14 protein-coding genes and 1 pseudogene are annotated in these 17,654 nt (G+C 47.4%); 4 read left to right on the forward strand and 11 right to left on the reverse strand.

The genetic code is table 11. The features are described 5' to 3' along the window. Positions 1-69: 69 nt before the first annotated feature. Together CMR00_02250 and CMR00_02255 are read right to left on the reverse strand one after the other, a co-directional pair. Positions 70-1,380: a serine--tRNA ligase gene (locus CMR00_02250; GenBank protein PIO48924.1), complete on the reverse strand. Its 1,311-nt coding sequence runs from the start codon at positions 1,378-1,380 to the stop codon at positions 70-72. Positions 1,381-1,487: 107 nt separating this feature from the next. Then, positions 1,488-4,037: a hypothetical protein gene (locus CMR00_02255; GenBank protein PIO48925.1), complete on the reverse strand. Its 2,550-nt coding sequence runs from the start codon at positions 4,035-4,037 to the stop codon at positions 1,488-1,490. A 236-nt stretch (positions 4,038-4,273) separates the two neighbouring features. Between CMR00_02255 and CMR00_02260 the strand changes: the two genes are divergently transcribed. The 3 genes from CMR00_02260 to CMR00_02270 all read left to right on the forward strand — a co-directional run bounded on the left by CMR00_02260 (position 4,274) and on the right by CMR00_02270 (position 7,514). After that, positions 4,274-5,218, forward strand: coding sequence for an ABC transporter ATP-binding protein (locus tag CMR00_02260; protein ID PIO48926.1), 945 nt, complete (start codon positions 4,274-4,276; stop codon positions 5,216-5,218). A 10-nt stretch (positions 5,219-5,228) separates the two neighbouring features. Further along, positions 5,229-6,170 (forward strand): methyltransferase type 12, encoded by a 942-nt coding sequence (locus CMR00_02265; GenBank protein ID PIO48927.1) that lies wholly within the window; start codon positions 5,229-5,231, stop codon positions 6,168-6,170. A 114-nt stretch (positions 6,171-6,284) separates the two neighbouring features. After that, positions 6,285-7,514 carry an N-methyl-L-tryptophan oxidase gene (locus CMR00_02270; GenBank protein ID PIO48928.1) on the forward strand — a complete coding sequence of 410 codons (1,230 nt, stop codon included), beginning with the start codon at positions 6,285-6,287 and terminating at the stop codon, positions 7,512-7,514. A 105-nt stretch (positions 7,515-7,619) separates the two neighbouring features. Here the strand turns inward: CMR00_02270 and CMR00_02275 are convergent, their stop codons facing one another. The 3 genes from CMR00_02275 to CMR00_02285 form a co-directional block, all read right to left on the reverse strand. Next, positions 7,620-8,723, reverse strand: a complete 1,104-nt coding sequence (locus CMR00_02275) for a RagB/SusD family nutrient uptake outer membrane protein (GenBank protein ID PIO48929.1) — start codon at positions 8,721-8,723, stop codon at positions 7,620-7,622. Positions 8,724-9,030: 307 nt separating this feature from the next. Next, on the reverse strand, positions 9,031-11,010 hold the full coding sequence (locus CMR00_02280; protein ID PIO48930.1) for a hypothetical protein: 1,980 nt from the start codon (positions 11,008-11,010) through the stop codon (positions 9,031-9,033). Next, complete coding sequence (locus CMR00_02285; protein ID PIO48931.1) at positions 10,902-12,038, reverse strand: hypothetical protein; 1,137 nt, start codon at positions 12,036-12,038, stop codon at positions 10,902-10,904. Before CMR00_02285 ends, CMR00_02280 begins: the two co-directional genes overlap by 109 nt. 197 nt (positions 12,039-12,235) lie before the next feature. On the opposite strand from CMR00_02285, the gene CMR00_02290 reads away from it, so the two are divergent. Then, on the forward strand, positions 12,236-13,063 hold the full coding sequence (locus CMR00_02290; GenBank protein PIO48932.1) for a hypothetical protein: 828 nt from the start codon (positions 12,236-12,238) through the stop codon (positions 13,061-13,063). Positions 13,064-13,142: 79 nt separating this feature from the next. Here the strand turns inward: CMR00_02290 and CMR00_02295 are convergent, their stop codons facing one another. From CMR00_02295 to CMR00_02320, 6 genes and pseudogenes are all read right to left on the reverse strand, one after another. Beyond that, positions 13,143-14,279 carry a fatty acid desaturase gene (locus CMR00_02295; GenBank protein ID PIO48933.1) on the reverse strand — a complete coding sequence of 379 codons (1,137 nt, stop codon included), beginning with the start codon at positions 14,277-14,279 and terminating at the stop codon, positions 13,143-13,145. Between the two features lie 165 nt (positions 14,280-14,444). Then, positions 14,445-14,910, reverse strand: a pseudogene (locus CMR00_02300) (methylglyoxal synthase). A 3-nt stretch (positions 14,911-14,913) separates the two neighbouring features. After that, complete coding sequence (locus CMR00_02305; GenBank protein PIO48973.1) at positions 14,914-15,366, reverse strand: dUTP diphosphatase; 453 nt, start codon at positions 15,364-15,366, stop codon at positions 14,914-14,916. A 19-nt stretch (positions 15,367-15,385) separates the two neighbouring features. After that, entirely contained in the window at positions 15,386-16,345 is a 960-nt protein-coding gene (locus tag CMR00_02310; GenBank protein ID PIO48934.1) for a hypothetical protein, read from the reverse strand. A 107-nt stretch (positions 16,346-16,452) separates the two neighbouring features. Beyond that, the gene (locus tag CMR00_02315; protein ID PIO48974.1) at positions 16,453-17,079 is read right to left on the reverse strand and encodes an RNA polymerase subunit sigma; all 627 of its coding nucleotides are present in this window, start codon (positions 17,077-17,079) and stop codon (positions 16,453-16,455) included. Between the two features lie 376 nt (positions 17,080-17,455). After that, complete coding sequence (locus CMR00_02320; GenBank protein PIO48935.1) at positions 17,456-17,641, reverse strand: hypothetical protein; 186 nt, start codon at positions 17,639-17,641, stop codon at positions 17,456-17,458. Positions 17,642-17,654 lie beyond the last annotated feature (13 nt).

Genomic DNA, 17,654 nt, shown 5'->3' on the forward strand with positions numbered 1-17,654 from the left:
TTTGCAAATGCAAATTCGGGATTAGTGCTGCAAATAAAACCTAACACAATACTTTTGACGCTACGATGCTCATTCTATTACATCAAAATGTGTGTAGGGACGAAGCACTTCGGGCACAATAACTTTGCCATCTTTGGTTTGATAATTTTCCAACAGCGAGACCATCAGGCGCGAAGTAGCTACGCCCGAGCCATTGAGCGTATGTACAAATTCGGGTTTGGACTTTTCATCGCGCTTGAAGCGAATCATTGCGCGGCGAGCCTGATAGGCTTCAAAGTTAGAGCAACTTGAGGCTTCCAAAAACCGCTGTTCAGCTGGCGACCACACTTCAAGGTCGTAACACTTTGCAGCATTTGCGCCGATATCGCCTGAGCAAAGCAGCAAAACGCGATACGGTAACTTCAAAGCCTCTAAGATGGCTTCAGCATCGGCACGCAGTGATTCAAGTTCATCATAAGATGATTCGGGCAACGTGAATTTTACCAATTCAACTTTATTGAACTGGTGCACACGCAAAAAGCCCTTGACATCTTTACCATAGCTGCCAGCCTCACTGCGAAAACAAGCTGAATACGCTGCGTATTTGATAGGCAAGTCTTTAGCTCGGAGCGTCTCTTCGCGGTGCAGGTTGGTAACGGGCACTTCCGCAGTTGGAATCGCAAAGAGTTGTAGTCCACTCTCCTCATATCGCTCTTGTTCATCGTAGCCAACACGATAGACTTGTCCGACAAACTTCGGGAATTGTCCTGTGCCACGCAGCGAGGCTTGATTGACAAAGAACGGTGGAAAAACTTCCGTGTAGCCATGCTTTGAGATATGCGTGTCGAGCATGAAATTGATAAGCGCACGCTCCAGTGTAGCGCCCTTGCCGACATAGACCGGAAATCCTGCGCCTGTAATTTTTGCACCACGCTCAAAATCTAAAATGCCCAGCGCCTTACCAAGTTGCAGGTGGTCTTTAACAGGGAAATCAAACTGGCGTTGATGCTCTAAGACTTCTTTATAGACCTTGTTTTCACTTGCATCTTTGCCAATCGGTACACTCTCATGCAACATATTTGGGAGTGCAAGCAAAATGGCTTCTTGCGCCGCTTCGTTGGCACGAATCTCGCTATCTAAGGCTGCAATTTTATCCGACACACCTTTCATCTCAGCGATTTTATCTTCCGCGTTGCCTTTATTTTTCTTGATAGCAGCAATTTCGTCAGAGACTTTATTACGCAAGGCTTTGAGCGAGTCGGCTTCAGCAACCATAGCACGGCGGCGCTGATCAAGTGCAAGCAGTTCATCGACTTTCGAAACTTCGCTGGGCATCTGCCTTGCAGCAAGCATGGCTTTGACAGTGTCGGGGGATTCACGGATGAGTTTAAGGTCTATCATCAGAAATGAACGAAATAGTTGTAGTGTTTTTGGGCGCAAAAATAACACAAAATGCAGCCTTTGTGAAGGGAGCAAGGAAAGGAAAAGCAACAATCAACAAAGTGAAGTCAGGTGTGCAATCGGTTAGCTTCGGCAGCAAGCGGCAGCAGCAGCGTAAAAGTGCTACCTTTTCCAAGTTCGCTCTGCACATGGATTTTCCCGCCATGCGCTTCAACGGTTTGCCGCACCAGTGAGAGCCCTAAGCCTGTCCCGCCAACTTGCTTTGCGGCAGGATTCGATGAACGATAAAATGGCTCAAAAATTTGCGTCAATTCATCTGCAGCAATACCTATGCCTGAATCCGTGATGCGCATGCCTGCATAGCTATCTTGCCGAAAGACTTCTACCTTTAGCTTCTTTTCGTTGGGAGAGTATTTGATGGCATTAGAAAGTAAGTTGTCTATGGCTTGAGTAAGTGCATCATGATCGCCATAGATATTCAGCGGATCGTCAGTGATATGTTTTTCTACGATACAGTTCTGACTTCTGAAGTATGCCGCTGTGTTTACTAAGATTTTGTGCGTAAGCACAGCTAAGTCAAGTTCTGAAAAATTGTATTCCAGTGTGCGGTTTTCGTGTCTAGCAAAGGTGAGAATATTTGCAATCATTCGTTCTAGTCGGGCAATTTCTTCTTGAATGATGTTCAAATAGTCTTGTGCAGCAGGATTTTCTGCAGAAACTTCACTTTGCAAGAGCTCAGCAAAGAGTTTGATGGAGGTGAGCGGTGTGCGCAAATCGTGTGAGACACCGGACACGAAGCGAACTCTCATGTCTGCAAGCTCTTTGAGGCGTCCTGCGATAGCGCTTTGAAGAATTAAGGCTTTTTGAAGTTTCATTTTCTCAATAAGTGCACTGGCTTGTGCGGTAAGTGCATCGAGTAAATCGAGGTCTTCATTACTGTAAGGGTTTTGAGATTTTTTTTCACCGAGTGCAAACCAGCCAATTATCTTCTGTTGCTCTGAGCGCAACGGAAAAATCAAGGTTACACCCGACTCAATCAATTTAGCATTGTCCAGCGGTATGATGGCTGAGCCTGGCTCTACTTTTTCTGGATGGGCAAGCGGTATGCTGTCTTCTGCATGAAGCGATGCAAAAGGCTGTAAGTCTATCGCTTCTGTCTCTGGCTGTTGTGCGAGCACATCCAAGTGTGCTTCATCATTTTTTAACAGAAGGAGCAAAAAACGGGGTTTCAAGAAATTGTCAATCTGCATCAGTAGCTGATGGGCAAGATGCTGAGGGCTAACGGCATGGTTCATGTCGTTAAGCGTGCGTCGTGCAACCTCACGGTAGTTATACTGCACACGGAAGAATTGCTTATCGACAAAAGCTTGAATACGCTGACGCACAGGCTCAATTAACAAAGCAAGCACAGCAATCAGCGATGCAACCCAAAACGACTTTCCCCAATCCGCTATATCGCCTACCACCCACGCAATCAAATTGATGAGCAAAATGTATGCGAGGGTTACCATGCCCAACATTAAGGCATAGACTGTGCCACGGTTGAAAATGAAATCGATATCCATCAAGCGGTAACGCACGATGGAAATTGCAAAAGTCAGCGGCGTGAGCGTCAAAGCCAGCATCATCACTTCTCGTGCTAAGAGCGCTTCCCCTAAGAGTTGCTTTGGCAAAAGCCAGAGCAGGGCAAACGTCAAAGGTCCTGCAAGAAGTCCCAGCAGTATCCAGCGCAGTTTGCGTCGGTCAGATTCTTCATCTGCCATGATGTAATGATGCAAGAAATTGGCAACGCCCCAAATGATACAGATAGCAAAGAACCAGTGCGAGGCTGTGGTGAGCCATGCAAGCCACCCAAGAAGTTGTAAGGAGAGAATTTCACCCCAATCTACCCAAGCAAGCATGATGCACCACAGCAGCAGCAAGGCGCCTGCAAGCGCATACAGTGCAATCCAGCGGGCTTTATCGTGTTGAGCGGTCTGACCAAAATATCTTTTCGCAGGAAAACGATAAGTAAAATGCAAAAACATCACAGGCATAATCAATAAAGCAGATGCGCTAAGCAGGCTAGAGAGTTGCCGCAAAGGTGTGGGCAAAGCAAGGTAAAAATGTGAAGCTGTAATCATCAAGGCGGTCAGGACACTTGCACTGTGAAAGAGTTGTGCAGCTTCGTCATTGGGCTTTTTTAGATAGACAATAATTCCTACGACAAAAAATAATCCAGCGCAGAGCGCCACGACCAGCAAGTCCCACACTGAAAAGCGAGGCATGAGTTTGACTTGCAGAACTTTTTGCAGCTCGACTGGAACAATCTGGCTGGTGATATGCTCACTGTGAAACGGATTGATGATGCGCTGCAGTGTGTCACGTGCAAGACGCAGTGTTACCCATTCATTCGGACGTTTTTGCTCCAAGACTAACTCTACTTCACTAAGCCATCTGACAGGTAGCGCACTTAGCACTTGTAGTTTGTCACCTTCCTTGATTCCATAGCGCAGCCCATCAGGAGATACCTGCGAGATTACTGGAGCATATTGCGAGAGTTTTAGTGAAAAGGGTAGGTCAGCTTTGTGCGTAAGTTCAACAATGCCCATAGCACCTACGAAAAACGCGATGATATCGAAGCCTATCACAACAGTCTGCCGAAGAGAAAAACGCATATGCCTTATTTTAGAGAGAGCCAAGAAGTAACAACCCCCAAGCGACTTGCAAGTTGCAGGACATAAATAAGAAAATTTGATGAAGAACAATCTGCATGTGCAAGTTGCTAAATTTACAACATCTCGTAGCCGATTGCAGAGAGAGCATGTGTGTTAGAACGTCTGAGCGCAGGTCTGGCTTTTTCTGAAAGATTTCTTTAGCTTTGTATCCGAGTTTTTCAAGTAAGTAAAGCCAAGTGGGAAAAGCGCATACCAAGCGTTATCTCCCGATTAGAGACGAAATCAATTCTATGCGAATCATTGAGGCACGCGCACTGACCAAGATATATGGTAAAGTGCGTGCGGTCGACGAAGCGACTTTCCATGTGCAGCAAGGACAAGTCTTCGGATTCTTAGGTCCTAATGGCAGCGGTAAGACGACGACGATTGGCATGCTCCTTGGCATCATCAATGCTTCAGGCGGCGAGATTTGGCTCTTTGAGACACGCGATCTTAATGCGGCACGACGTCGCATTGGAGCAACACTCGAAACCCCGAATTTTTATCCCTACCTTAGCGGTTATGATAACCTTCGCATTGTGGCTAAAATCAAAGGCGCAACAGAGGCGCAAATTCAAGCGGCGTTAGAATTGGTCGAGCTTTCAAGTCGGCAGAAAGATAAATTTTCAACCTACTCACTTGGCATGAAGCAGCGACTGGCGATTGCTGCCGCAGCACTATCCAACCCCGAGCTCATCATCTTAGATGAACCCACCAACGGTTTAGACCCGGAAGGCATCCGTGATGTGCGTCGCATCATTAAATCGCTTGCTGCCGCCGGCAAAACGGTGTTTCTCTCAAGCCATCTGCTGAGCGAAGTCGAGCAAACCTGCACGCACATTGCAATCATCAAAAAAGGCAAAATTTTGAAGCAAGGCAGTTTGCGTGAGATTGTCAGCAATAACCTCTTTGCGCTCATTCGTTCGGAGGATATGACAGCGCTCAAATCTGTGGTCAGCCAGTATGATAAATTCGTTTCTGCAACTACAGAACCCGATGGGCTATTGGTAGAACTTGCAGACAATGATCTTGCAGCCCTCAATCGTTTCCTATTCGAGAAAGGTATCTCACTTTCACATCTTGCATCGCGCCAACAAACACTCGAAGAAGCCTTCTTAGAACTGACTGAAGCACAATCCTGATTGCCTTCACATGGAATACATTGCTTGTCCGATTTCAGAAGCCACTGACTTTGATGTGCGTTATGAAGTGCCGAATCGCTTTGAGGTGGCAAAAGGCGATGAATGGCATATAGTGGTATCGCGCGCGTCAGGGCTTGCAATGCTCAACCCGCGCCCACCACAAAGCGAGATTGCAAAATTCTATGAAGCGCTGGATTACGACCCTTTCATCTCACTCAAACACGCAGCATCGCTGCAAGACAAAGTCTATAAGTTTATCCGACGGTTTATTTCACTGCGCTACAAAGCACGTGCGGTGTTGAAACGGATGCAATTTGAGGCGAACCAAACTTACAACGTGCTCGAAATTGGTTGCGCAACAGGCGATTTTCTCTTAGAACTGCGTAGGCAAAGCCCTGCCTCACTGAATCTGATGGGCATTGAGGTGTCAGAAAAAGCTGCACGCTATGCGCGTCAAGAAAACGAACTCAACGTGTCTCAAGGCGAGTTGCTGACAGTGGATGTCTCAGAACAACAAGATTTAATCGTGATGTGGCATACGCTCGAGCATATTCATCGATTGAATGAGACGCTCGATAAAATTTATACGCTGCTCAAGCCAAATGGTACTTTTATGACAGCAATGCCAAACTTGGATAGTCTGGACGCTGCACACTATGGTAAGTATTGGGTTGGACTTGATGCACCGCGTCATCTGTATCACTTCACACCGAAAAGTTTTGCAGCACTTCTCAAAAAACACGGTCTTGCTATTGTAGATATGCACGGGCTAGTGCTGGATAGTTACTACAATGCTTTGCTAAGTGAGCAACTTTGTGCAGCCGTGAAAGGCAAGGCGGGAGGTATGCTTACGCTGCTGAAAGCGCTGTTTTGGGGCTCGCTGGCGGCTATTCACGGAGTTACACCTGAAGTCGCCTCCAGCGTCTGTTACTATGTGCGTAAAATTCGCTGAACAGTTACCTAAATGTTGATACAACCAATCAACTAAAAAGCGCTCGGCTATCGTAGAGCAAGGCGTTCCGCGTAAGGTTTTCAATAAGACATATAAACCTCAATTCCTTTTACAATGAAGCGACGAGAGTTTCTTTTGGGAGTACTGGGCTCTACTCTTCTTCTGCCTACAAGCACGACAGTTGGCAAAAAGCCACGCTATGATGTGGCTGTAATTGGCTTGGGGGGAATGGGAAGTGCAGTCGCCTATCAGCTGGCGAAGCGTAAGGTAAAGGTATGCGGTATTGAGCAATTCGGTATTGCTCATCAAGAAGGCGGCTCGCATGGTGAGACGCGCATCATTCGTAAAGCCTACTTTGAGCATCCAGACTATATTCCCTTGCTGAATCGTGCTTATGAACTCTGGCGCGCCTTTGAAGCAGAGTCGGGGCAAACACTCTTTGTGCAAAACGGCTTAGTGATGGCTGGTCCGATAGAAGACCCGAATATCAAAGGCACACTGCAGTGCTACGAAAAGTATTCGAGCTTGCCGCACGAGATTCTGTCCGTCGCTGAAGCACAGAAGCGTTTTCCACAATTTGCTTTCCGTGATGGCGATACAATTATTTATGATCCTATTGGAGGAAGTTTGATGGTAGAGAAAGCCATTCAAACCTACATTGATGCAGCTCGCAAAAGTGGAGCCACACTTTTTTTCAATGAACCGCTGCAAGCATGGAAAGCGCATCGTGAGGGCTTTGAGATTCAAACACAGCGTCAAAAAATTTATGCCAAGCAGCTGATTCTAACAACGGGAGCATGGCTCAAACCGTTGCTGGCAGAACTGAACATCAAACTTGACATTTGGCGCAAATGTCTGTTTTGGTATCGCTCTAGCGCGTTAGCGACGGCGCGCAAACTTTCTGAACATGATTTTTCAAACGAGAAGATGCCAAACTTTTACATGGCAACAGCATTAGGAGCCTTCTACGGTTTGGCAGCCGCCAGTGCACGAGGAGTCAAAATTGGTGAGCATATACGCAATGAATCAGTGGCAACACCCAAAGATACTAAGCGCCCAGTTGACAGCAGCGATGAATCGCCTTTTCTGACTTTTATCCAAACTGCTTTTTCCTGCAGCACCCCAGAGCGCAGTGCAGCGGCAACCTGCATGTACGACATGTCGCCCGATGGAAACTTCATCATTGATGAACATCCAAACTACAAAGGCTTATTTTTCGCTGGTGGGTTTTCAGGACATGGCTATAAGTTTGCTTCACTCATCGGTGAAATAATGGCAGAGCTTGCCTTAGAAGGACGGACCTCACAACCAATTAACTTCCTGCGTTTGAGTCGTTTTTCCTAAGTCCTGTTATTAGATCAGACATAAAAAAGCGGAGAGGCTAGTCTGCCTCTCCGCTTTAAGTCAAGTAACTTCAAGCCAAACACTAAGAACGGTCTGCGCGACGCTTTACTGGCGCGGTACGTCAGCGATTGGGCGCTCAAAATTCACGACAATTCTATCGCCGGTGCGGTCAATTGGTAATTCGTTGAGCCGACCGGGCAAGTTATTAGGATTCGGTGAGCCCGGTCGTGTAGGGAAGCGGCGCATATCAATCCAGCGATGCCCTTCGCAAAAGAGTGAGTAGCGGCGCTCGTAAATGAGGCGGTCGAGTGCATCGTCTCTATTGGCTAAGACTGGAATTTCTGGTACGCCAGCGGCACGGCGCACACGGTTAATGTCTGCTGTTGCAGCTGCCAGATTTTGCGTACTGCCAAGGATATTGGCTTCAGCACGCAGCAGCAAAAGCTCTTCATTTCGGATAATTGGAATAGGTGCCACGTTGCTTGGAAATACCGAAACAACAAATGTGGAAGAAACACCATAGGCAGAAGTCAGTGAGCGACGGAACAACTTGGTTTGAATCCGGCGATCGGTAGCCGTGTCTTGATTCTGCTGATAAACACTGGGATGTGCCCACCAGCGCACGGCTTGTGCAGGTGGCTCAAAAAGTGGGTTGAGCGCATCGCCGGGAGCCGTGCTAAAGACATGATAAACACCAAGGTTCATATCATCTGGAGTATCGCCTTCGCGCAGGAAAGACTGGCTAAGTGCGCTAAGGCAGGTGTTGTAATCGCCTTGGTAGGCGGCTACGCGGGCACGCAAGGCACGATTGAAACGCGCAAAAGTTGTAGGTGTATTAAAATTGGCAAAACCGTTCGAAAGACGGAAGTTAAAGCGTGTACCAGCTGCAGTCAAGGCAGCATGAGCTTCATCTAACAAGCGGTTGATTTCGCGAAAGCCCTCCGCCTTGGAAACAAAAGGATGAGCAGACGGATCGGGTGAGAAGCGGATTTTAATACCGTTCTCGTTGAGTTGATTGAGCACGATCAGCAGTTGATAAGCGATTATTGTCTTTGCAAAGCCTTCTACACCACGTTTTTCTTCTGCGGGTAGGTTCGCTGCCACATCCAGCAAGGCATTGGCGGTTGCAATTACATTGTATCGCTGAATGTAGTTGTTGTTGTTGAACGGACCACCTGGATCCAAAGCGCCGCCTTTGTATTCAGCCATGTAGCGTGGGTCGTCGCCGCCGAAGTAGTAGGCTTCTCGTCCGATGATCGAGGTGCCATAGAGATAAATCCTACAGCGTTTCGCATGGAGGACTCGACGCCAGTAACCAGACTTTGCACGCCTGCTGTGGCTGGATCAGCAGAGTTAGGATTCGGAAAATTCCGATCGGGGCAACCGTAGAAGACAAACAGTGATGAAATTAGGAGTGAAAATAAGCCAAATCGGCATAAAGCGGTTGATACCGCTGCAAGTGTATTCATAGTTTGAAACTTGTTCTTGGTTAGAAAGTTCATTTCTATCTCCTCCTTTACAGTCCAAATGAAAGGTTGAAGTAGAAACTACGTGCTGAAGGAAATGGGGTTACATCAACAGAACGTCCGATAGCGATATTGCCGAAGTTGCTGACCTCAGGATCGTAACCGGCGTAAGGTGTGAAGAGCAGCAGGTTTCTACCCGTCAGTCCGATACGCAAGTAAGAAATCGCGCCACCAAATAAGCTATTAATCAAGTTACGGTCAAAGGTATAGGTAAGTGCTAGCTCGCGCAAGCGCAAGAAAGTACCATCTTCAATCCATGGTGTCCCAAGAGGCTGATTGGTTGGCTGTCCTGTGACAGGATTTCTCCCAGTGCGCAGTGCGGTGCGTTGAATTTCACCGTCTAAGCCAGCGTCAGGTGAGGTGCCGCCAAGATCGGTTAGGAAGCGAGTGAGATTAATGACATTGCCGCCTTGTTTCCAATCTAACAGAAAGTAAAGTTCAACGCCTTTGAAGCGCAGAGAGTTCGAGAACCCAACGCGAAAATCAGGTAGTTCATTACCCAGCACTAAGCCATTAAACCGTCCCGGTGCAGCATTCGGGTTCGGGGCATTAGGATTCGGTCCGAAACTCTCACGACCGACAATAGTTGTTGGCGAATAGCCCTTGCCAATGTAGTAGGCGCCTAATGCAACGCCGAATCCACCAGTCGTGAAGTCTGGCACTTTGAGTTCAGTGATTTCAGCTGTGGTTCGGAAGAAATTCAGTCGTGCATCCCAGCTGAAGTCGGCCGTGCGCACAGGGCTGAGGTTAAGTGCCACTTCAATGCCGTTGGTGACCATGTCGCCACCATTTTCAAAGCGGGTGGTTCCCCCAGAGGACGGCGCAATCTGGGCTTCAACGACAAGACCAGAGATTTGGCGCAGGTAGTATGAAAATTCAAGTGAAGCAAAGCCGCCAGCAAGACCGAGGTCGAAACCAAGTTCTATTTCGGTTACGCGCTCGGGTTCAATGTCGGGGTTGCCCGGGCGAGAGGGAAGGGTCAAGCCACTTAGTCCGCTAATGTTACCCGCACCAAGAGTCGTGAACTTAGCAATTGGCGGTGCAAATGTACCCGCTTGACCTGCCGCCACACGAATCTTTGCGGATTCAACGGTTGTGCGCAGACTTTCCCATAAGGGAAGTTTAGACAGCAGCAACGAGGCCCCACCTTTGGGGAAGAAGTAAAACTTATCGACATCACCATTAGCACTGCTTCGGTCCGCACGCAAACCGAGGGTGAGGAAGACCAGACCTTCTATGTCAACATCTTCCTGAATATAGAGCCCTTGGTCGTACTGTTTCGTAACAATTTGCAGTTGCTGTACGTTAGCAACTTGGTTAAGATTGTTTGAGATGGAGGGCAAGCCCCTTGTTACCAGCAGCAAACTATTGATATCACGGTTTTCTAACTGCAAGCCCGCTGAGGTGGTAAAAGAAATTCCGCCAGCCTGCAGATTGTGTATCAGACTTGTATAAAGATTGTTGTAGAAGGTTGGGGTATTGTTTTTGAGACTTCGTCCGGGCAGAGGCGCAAGCTGTTCGTGAATCGTGTTAATCGGTGAAAAAATAGTATTGACTTGTGTAAAGTAATCTGCGCCACCTTGCGCCACAAAACTCAAGCGCTGAGTCTCTGTGCGAAAGAGCGTCCAGTCTAATTTGACGGAGCCGACCACTCGGTCAATGCGCTCATTATTGGTCACTTTATCAATAATCTCAAAAGGGTTGGCGCCGTTGTTGGTCGGATCAGAGTAGCTACCGCCTTGTGGACGCACATCTATAAAACTTGGAATAAACGCAGCAAGATATGGCAGACTCACATTGTTGTTCGAGTTGCCGGTGGCGCTACGATCCGAGTTCGTGTTGATATAGTTTAAGCCGACATCTACGAGCAGGTTATCGGAGAAGCGATGCGAAAGGTTAAGCCGTGCGCTGTAGCGGCTATAACCTGTGTTGCGAATAATGCCTTGCTCGGTGCGCGCTGTACCACTGATTGAAAAATGGTATTTGCACTGCCGCCGCGTACATTGAGGTTCGTTTCACTAATGAACCCTGTCTGACCGTAGAGTTCATCCTCGTAGTCGATAAAGGGCAGGTTAGCAGGTGCTGGACGTCCAAAAAAGCGGAAGTATCCAGTCGTATCTGCTGACCAGTTACGCGTACCTTGCTTTTTGAGGATACGGGAAAAACCAGTCTGCTGTGAAAAATCAATGGTCGCTTTGTCAGCGGGTCGTCCTTGCCTTGTTGTGATTAAAATTACGCCAGCAGCTGCCTTTGCCCCATAGACCGCAGCGGCCGTTGGACCCTTCAGAATCTGAATCTCTTCAATATCATTCGGGTTAATATCAGCCAAGCGATTTGACGGTTGGCTTTGTGGTCTGGGACTGCCTACGCCCGTCGCAGCCGTTAGTGCGTCTAACCCACTTTGGATTTGGTCATTGCTAATAATGACACCATCCACAAAAATGAGCGGTTGCGAGTTGCCAACCAGCGTGGAGACACCGCGCAAGTTGATGCTGATACCGCCGCCCGGTGCACCAGTGTTCTGGCTAATTGAAAGACCAGGGATTTTCGCGGCAAACGTTTGCTCAATAGTCTGAGCAGGTGCCGGCAGAAGCTCTTCGGCTTTGAGGGTGCCAATAGCCGTCGGTGAGTTTTCGCGTCGAATCCCAGTTGCAACACCTGTAACGACTAACTCTTCTGCACGTAAAATGTCCTCTTGCAACTCGATGACCAAGTTATCCGTGCTTTCTGTAACGACCACAGTCCTTTCCTTATAGCCTACAAGTTTGACAGAAAGCGTTGCTGTGGACACTTTCAGCGTCAGTCGAAACCGCCCTAATGCATCGGTAAGTGTGCCGCCGCCCGTTTCTTTGACGCGTACGGCTGCACCTAAAAGCGGCTCAGCGGTCTTGGCATCGACGACTTTGCCAGAGATGCTCAATTCTTGCGCCATTGCAGAATTGCTCATAACAAGCAGGCCTAGGTATAGCCCTAGCCATAATGCGTATCGTTTTTTCATGTTGCTTTTGTGATTTGTTTTGTTGTTTGTGGTTTATGCTGTGAAATGCATACACCTAAGCATGCACCTCTATCGCATTGATGTGTTGCATAGAATGAAGAATAGAATATATATAGTTCCCAGAGAGGTACTACTCTGAGAGAAATAAGGTAAGTACTAAATACACAGAAGAAAAGTATTTTTAGGCATATTTGCAAATGCCAACTTCAAATTTTACAGCGTTTCAAAAAACCACGCAACAAATGCCTGTTTTCGCACCCTGCCTGAGGTCGTTCTCTACACTGTGTAGTCTGTTGCTGATCGCTACAATCGCTTGCGCGCAGGTTAATACCGAATCGTTACTGCGCAGTACGCGCGCTGGATTTGCAGCACGGCTTGGTTTTGGCTTTGGCTTGAATGCCGGCAACTCAGAATTTTTTCGATGGCAAGCTGATGCGCGCCTTGATTATCAGGCAGACTTTTTTTATGCCTTTGCCGTGGGCAACATTGAGCGCGGTACAGCAAATGAGCAGGTGTTTCTCAATCGCGGGTTTGCACATCTGCGCCTCATTCTCAACGTGGATACACTTTTTCATCCTGAAGTTTTTGCACAGCGAGAGTTCAATGAATTTATTTTGCTCAAAGAACGCACACTAGCGGGCGCAGGAGCGCGTCTGAGTCTGCTATATCTCTCCCCCAACGATTCTGTAATGTCACTACGGCTCACGCTGGGCATTGGAGCCATGTGGGAAAATGAAAAATTCACGAGCGAAAACCTCGAGACTAAACTCTTACGCTCGACCAACTATCTTGCAGTGTGGTGGCGTATCACAAAGAGTACATCGCTACAAATCATCGGATATTTTCAAGTTGATATCATGCGACTCAGTGATCACCGCATTTTGATCGATGGCTCACTGAGCGTGGGCATCACAGATGCGCTTGCACTTTCACTAACCTTAAACTATCGCTACGACAATGAACCGGTGCCAACGGTCAGACCTTTCGATATTGATCTGCGCAACACAGTAACTTTTTCCTTTTAATCAGATCCTAGACTTGCTGGGAATAGTAAGGGCGAGTCTGCAACTCGCCCTCATGCTAGCTGTTTAGTTGCAAGTGTTCTCACGCTAACTTGCCAAGCCCATTTGCCATAGCTTTCCACATCGCTACGCTTTGCTTGAACTCACGCTGAGCTTGTTCAAACTTTTGTTTGGCTTCTTCGAGTTGGTGCGCGAGTGCTTCACTTTTTTGGGCTTTCAAGCTCTGATACTGCTCGCGCAAATGTGCAACGCGTTCGGCAGCAGCACTAAAATGTGCTTTTGCTGATGAGATGGTCTGTAGCGCAAATGAAGCAACCGCAGGTGAGTTAGCCGAAAGTTGCTCCTTCAATTTTTTCTCTTGCAGGGCAATGCGACGCTCTAAAATACGTTCAGGACTCATGCGATGCAGATTCCAAGTAAGACCAACATGAGAAAGTCCGTTAATAACCCACTTGGTCGGGTCGTAGTCGAACCAGCGTACCCCATTGCGGTAATCACCTGGAAACGCATGGTGAAAGTTATGGTAGCCTTCACCGTAAGTGAAAAGTGCGGTTACCCAGTTATCGCGTGCCGTAATTTTGTCCGAATATGGGCGTGTGCCAGCATAATGACAGAGCGAATTGATAAACCAAGTGAAATGATGATTGAGCACTAAACGTAGTGCGCCTGCAATAAATAATCCCCCAAAAGCATCGCCCCATGTTGCCCCAAGTAGCATAGGCAAGACAAAACACATAAACGTGGCAATTGGAATGTAGTGGTTGTGTTGAAAACGCAGCAAGGGGTCAGCCCAGAGGTCTTTGACTTTCGTAACATCAGCACGCCAATTTTTTGTGAACAACCAACCGACATGCGCAAACCAGAATCCTTTATGAATCGCGTAAGGATCTTCTTCACGATCTTCATAGCGGTGATGAATGCGGTGGTCATAACTCCAATCAATAATAGTGCCTTCAAAAGCCGCAGAGCCGAAAAAGACAAAGAACCACTTGACAGGTGCTGCAGCTTCATAACTTCGGTGCGAAAACAAACGATGATAGCCTGCAGTGATAGAAATGCCAGTCGCATAGAGGTAAAAGACAGCTAAAGCAACTGTTGCCCAGTTGAAACTGCCGCTCCAAATCCAATACGCTGTGCCAACAATGGCAGCAAGCGTAGTACCTATAATAAAGGTTACATTTATCCAGTTATACTGAAGTTGTGGTGCCGAGGCTTGCATAAATTGTGCGGTGTTAGTCGTTTTTTTAAGCTTGTATAGTTGAAATTGAAAAAACTGAAGCCTTGCGAAGTAAATTGAGATGCACTAAACCTTAAAGATAGCGCATTTGTTTTGCTCTACCAATACGTGCCGAAAGTTTTTGTCAAAAGTCAGTCAAAATTTCCCTTACCTCTCAAGCCTATCGAGATAGTTAGCAAAAGTCTCAACCAGTCGATCGTAGTGCTGTGCAATGAGTGGGGAGGAGATAATAAAATCAGCGGTTGCACGATTGCATGCGACAGGAATATTCCATACAACGGCAATGCGCAGCAGCGCTTTGACATCAGGGTCATGTGGTTGAGGCTCAAGTGGATCCCAAAAGAAAAGGAGCACATCAATTTCATGTTCTGAGATTTTTGCCCCGATTTGTAAGTCGCCGCCCAGAGGACCGCTTTTGAACTTATGCACCGCAAGTCCAATCTGTTGCTCAATCAAATGTCCTGTTGTGCCTGTAGCATAGAGGATATGCTGCAAAAGAGAGCCACGATTAAAAACGCACCCATTCCAGCAGGTCTTGCTTGCGGTTATCGTGTGCGACGAGTGCAATACGCTTTTGAGCAGGAAGCGCAAGGTGTTGCCAGCGTGAAGTCATAGTTTATGATATGTTAGGCGTCGAGATACCAGTATGACCAAATCCCCCAGTGCTGCGTGCAGTGTCCGAGAGCGTATTGACTTCAATCAACGAGGCACGTTCAACTTTAGCGATAACCATCTGCGCAATACGGTCGCCATGATGCACTTGAAATGGCTCTTTGCCATGATTGATAAGAATCACCTTGACTTCACCTCTGTAATCGGCATCAATCGTAGCAGGTGCATTTGCAAGTGAAATTGCATGACGCAGAGCAAGACCGCTGCGCGGACGCAGTTGTGCTTCATATCCTTCTGGAAGTTCAATTGCAAAGCCTGTTGGAATTAGCACAGGGACTTGCGGCTCGAGTGTAATCGGGTCGCTAAGACAGGCGGCAATGTCCATACCTGCTGCTTGTGCAGTAGCATAGTGCGGGACAATGGCGCTGGCGTGAAGCCGTAAAAATTTGACCGTAATGCTCAATGGCTTGCAGTGCTCAGTTCCAGTTGGGATTGGTGATAAGTTGTGCTAAGTCAAGCTGAGCATCATGGGTAGTCGCAGCGTAGATAATTTCACCCCACTTCCAGACCACAACTTGATGACCTTGACTAGTATGCATAGTCCGAAAACAACGACCATCGGCGCTAATGGCTTGCATAACTTCATGCGGCACGGTCAGACGCCCTTGCATATCTTTCTCGTTGATGACATAGACAGCAACCACACTTTCGGCATTCTCTGCATTCTTTTTGCCTTTACTGTTTTTGAAGACAATTTCACCAGCATTAAGTGAGCCAAGCGCCGTGAGGCGAGCCGTAGCAAGCGAGAAGCCTTTCACTTTAGGTATAACGGCTTGAATGCCGGCAATTTTAGCAAAGTAGTTTTCAACGACTTGCGCCTCAGAAGTATGCATATCTGCTCGTTCTTGTTTCGGATCAAACGTGAAGGCAATAATTTCACATAAGTTTGGAGCAGCGCTATGCACAACTGTTCTTGCAGTATCAAACAGACCAGTCTCACTATTTGTGCGCACAAAGCCTGCAAAAATCAGCATGGCTAAGACAGTAAAAGCAAGCCCAGCAGCAAAGAACGAGTTTGCGCGACGACTTGCACCTGTATCAACAAAGAGCCAACTTGAGAGCATTTCATACCATGAGTCTGCTCGATGTACTTCTTGCTGTGGCAGAGCAGCAGGCGAGAGAGAAGAGAACTGAGAAAATTGGCTCATGCTGGGATTGCCTATCGTCTGGCGTTTGATGGCATCTACAAGACTTTTCGGAGCTTTCACGCGCTTTAAGCGACTTTTCAGAATCGCTTTTGTAGCTTTTTCAGCTTCAAACTCAGCTCGGCATGCTTCGCAGACACGAATGTGCTCGAGGAATTCAGATAGCTTGGGTTCATGAAGTTCGCCATCAACAGCGGCGCTCATCAGACTCAGGGACTCTTTGCAATCCATCTTACTACTTTGGTTTGCGTTGGTCAAAAACGCCTTGCTCTGTCACTGTCAAAGGCGAGTATAAAAGCTTATGCATCATAGACTGCTCTTGCTTACGCCGTAAAGTCTCAGTCGTCCAGCCAGTCTTCGGGGTTAATTTTATAGCCGTGTTGCTTTGCATATTCCATTAGTTTATCGCGCAGAATTTTCCTGCCACGATGCAGTCTTGAACGCACTGTGCCAATCGGACAGTCAACCATATTGGCAATTTCTTCGTAGGTGAAACCCTCGATATCGCAAAGTTGCACGACCTCCTTGAAATCTTCGGGCAGACTCTCCAGCGCTCGGGCAACTTCATCATCAAGCAATTCACCAAACATCTTCTCTTGCATATCGTTGGAATCCAGAGAACTGTGCTTAACCGTATGATAAAACTCTTTTATCTCGTCGTAATCGACTTTGTCAGGCTCTTTGGATTCCTTGCGATACTTGTTAATGTAACTGTTCTTAAGAATACGAAACAGCCATGCTTTGCAGTTCGTTCCTTTCTCGAAGGATTCAAAGAAGCGATAGGCTTTCATGTAAGTCTCTTGCACCAGATCGTTGGCATCTTCAGGGTCGCCAGTCATACGCAGGGCAAAGTTGTAGAGCGAATCAATATGCACCATCGCCTCTTTCTGGAAATCCATTTGCTTTTCAATTTCTGCGCGCGTAAGCTTTTCAGGCGCTTTACGCTGTGCCGCTTCGCTTTGCATTAAGTCTAAGTCTTCATCAGTAAGTGCTTCAACTGCATCGAAATCAATCGCTTCTTCCTGCAAAGCTAAATCTGCCGGCAAAACACGAGACTTGGGAGTGGAGCGATGTTCTAATTCTGACTTGCCGTGTGCGGCAGCCTTCGATGATGTGTCAGCAGACTTTGTCGACTGCTTTGTGGATTTTGCCTTCCGAGACTTGGCTTTGTCAGAGACCTTAGCCGATGGAACTGATTTTTTGTTAGACTTGATGATAAGTATAATCATATAGGGTGATCCTTTTCACGATTGGCGTCACAACGTGTTGCGACTCGTTCGTTTTCAGCACTGCACTACTTCTTCGCAAAACAAGCTATGAAGTTTTACCGAGAGTTGCAACCTAAACTTTACGCTGCGATTTTCTGCATGCTAATCTGCGGCGCTGTTGCGATTTCTTAGCTGGCTTTTTAGGCTTCGGCATAACGCCTAATCGGTAATCTGCACTTTGCGCTAACCTGTAGATCTCTTGGAGAGTCGCGGTGTAGTCGGGATGCTCATCGGGGATGAAAAGCCACTTTTTGAGCACTGGATGTTGCTTT

The sequence above is a fragment of the [Chlorobium] sp. 445 genome (genome assembly GCA_002763895.1).
Lineage (GTDB): Bacteria > Bacteroidota > Chlorobiia > Chlorobiales > Thermochlorobacteraceae > Thermochlorobacter.

Bases quoted from the DNA above. Each gene is read 5' to 3' on its own strand.
- CMR00_02250 (PIO48924.1), bottom strand. From the start codon at position 1,380: ATGATAGACCTTAAACTCATCCGTGAATCCCCCGACACTGTCAAAGCC.
- CMR00_02255 (PIO48925.1), bottom strand. From the start codon at position 4,037: ATGCGTTTTTCTCTTCGGCAGACTGTTGTGATAGGCTTCGATATCATC.
- CMR00_02265 (PIO48927.1), top strand. From the start codon at position 5,229: ATGGAATACATTGCTTGTCCGATTTCAGAAGCCACTGACTTTGATGTG.
- CMR00_02270 (PIO48928.1), top strand. From the start codon at position 6,285: ATGAAGCGACGAGAGTTTCTTTTGGGAGTACTGGGCTCTACTCTTCTT.
- CMR00_02275 (PIO48929.1), bottom strand. From the start codon at position 8,723: ATGGCTGAATACAAAGGCGGCGCTTTGGATCCAGGTGGTCCGTTCAAC.
- CMR00_02285 (PIO48931.1), bottom strand. From the start codon at position 12,038: ATGAAAAAACGATACGCATTATGGCTAGGGCTATACCTAGGCCTGCTT.
- CMR00_02290 (PIO48932.1), top strand. From the start codon at position 12,236: ATGCCAACTTCAAATTTTACAGCGTTTCAAAAAACCACGCAACAAATG.
- CMR00_02295 (PIO48933.1), bottom strand. From the start codon at position 14,279: ATGCAAGCCTCGGCACCACAACTTCAGTATAACTGGATAAATGTAACC.
- CMR00_02310 (PIO48934.1), bottom strand. From the start codon at position 16,345: ATGGATTGCAAAGAGTCCCTGAGTCTGATGAGCGCCGCTGTTGATGGC.
- CMR00_02315 (PIO48974.1), bottom strand. From the start codon at position 17,079: ATGCAAAGCGAAGCGGCACAGCGTAAAGCGCCTGAAAAGCTTACGCGC.